This is a genomic window from Corallococcus terminator, from assembly GCF_003611635.1.
Classification (GTDB): domain Bacteria; phylum Myxococcota; class Myxococcia; order Myxococcales; family Myxococcaceae; genus Corallococcus; species Corallococcus terminator.
The window spans coordinates 1-1,691 of record NZ_RAVZ01000660.1 but is presented as its reverse complement, the minus strand read 5'-3'; the positions used below and the strand labels follow the sequence as shown (position 1 = coordinate 1,691).

General features: G+C 68.8%; 2 protein-coding genes. Both read left to right on the top strand.

Features of this window, described 5'->3' with window-relative positions:
* Positions 1 to 917: LA_2272 family surface repeat-containing protein (locus D7V88_RS41265; protein WP_372241174.1), on the top strand; the 917-nt coding region annotated here is incomplete at its 5' end.
* A gap of 33 nt (positions 918 to 950) precedes the next feature.
* Positions 951 to 1,691, top strand: a 741-nt coding sequence (locus D7V88_RS41260; protein ID WP_120545928.1) for a GIN domain-containing protein, incomplete at its 3' end; no start/stop codon positions are given.

Below are 1,691 nucleotides of genomic sequence, written 5' to 3'. Positions count from 1 at the left end.
GCGAACTGGAGGGGCTTCAGGCCGCGGTGGGGCTCAACGTGGTGCGGGGCGCGGCGGCGGCCGGGCAGTTCGCGGTGGGCGGCAACGTGGCGGGCGGGGCGCTGTCGGGCGGGCAGTTCTCGGTGGGCGCGAACATCGCGGGCGCGGGCGGCGTCGGTGGTCAGTTCACGGTGGGCGCGAACATCGCGGGTGGGGCGCTCAAGGGCGTCCAGGCCTCGGTGGGTGCCAACGTGGCGCCGTCCATGGTCGGCCTCCAGGCCGCCACGGGCCTGAACTTCGCGAAGGAGATGCGGGGCGCGCAGTTGTCGCTGCTCAACGTGGGCGGGGACGTGTCCGGCGCGCAGGTGGGGCTCGTCAACATCGCGAGCAAGGTGGAGGGGTTGCAGTTGGGCCTGCTCAACGTGGCGCGCGAATCCCAGGGCGAGGCGCTTGGACTGTTGAGCTTCATCGGCAATGGTCAGGCGAACGTGCAGTTGTGGGCCAGCGATGTTGCGTACACGAACGTGGCGTTGAAGTTTGGCAGCCAGCACTTCCACACGCTGCTGACGCTGGGGTTCAATCCCGGCACCAACACCCACCGTCGCCGCTATGTCGCGGGCTTCGGTTTCGGCACGCACATCCCGACGGGACGTCTGTTCTTCGACCTGGAGGCCATTGGCTCCAGTGTGCACACCGACAACCTCTTTCGCGACGGTGATGGCCTGAATGTGCTCGCTCAACTGCGGCTGGTGGCGGGGTGGCAGGTGGCGAAGCGCTTCGCGCTCATCGGCGGCGTCACCGGCAACACGCTGGTCACCTGGGACAATGGCGACCGGTGGGAGGAGCTGGGCATCGGGCCTGAATGGCGCAGCGTCTCCGACGGGGGCAACACCACCGTGCGCGTGTGGCCCGGCGTGCTCCTGGGCGTGCAGTTGTAGCGCGAGGTCATCGACATGAAGCGGGAGGCAACCATGTGGAAGCGCCTGGTGGTGGCAGTGCTCGCGGCGGGTCTGACGACCGGCTGCTATTTCACCGAGAACATGCAGGGCAACGGAGACACCGTGACGGAGCCGCGTCCTCTGGGCTCCGGGGATGGCTTCATCAATGTGGAGAACCACGGCTCGCTGGACGTGGTGGTGCGGGAGGCGGAGGTGGCGGACGTGAAGGTCGTCATCGATTCGAACCTCCAGGCCAGCGTGCGCACCTTCGTGGTGGCCGGGAAGACGCTCGTCATCGAAACGGACGGTGCGTTCACGCCCACGGGACAGGCGCGGGTGGAGGTCCAGGTGCCGCGCGTGGTGGGCATCGTCCAGGACGGCTCCGGCACCCTGCGGGTGGAGGGGTTCGAGCAGGGCCAGGATGACGTGCGGCTGGTGGCGAAGGGCTCCGGCACGCTGTCCTTCTGTGGAGGGGTCCACACCCTGGATGCGAAGCTCGGGGGCTCCGGGCGCATGGAGCTGTGCACGGCCGGCGAGCGGATGGCGGAGTGGGTGGACTTCACCCAGTCCGGTTCGGGCGAGCTGTCATGGTCCGGCAGCGCGAAGCTGGTGCGCGCGAACACGGATGGCTCCGGCCACATGACGCTCACGGGGGTGACCAACCGGCTGGGGGCCCGTCTGGACGGCAGCGGTCGGCTGAGCGCCCAGGGCCTCAAGGCCGTGGACGTGGACATCGTCTCGCAGGGGTCGGGGAACATCATCGCGTTCGTGGAC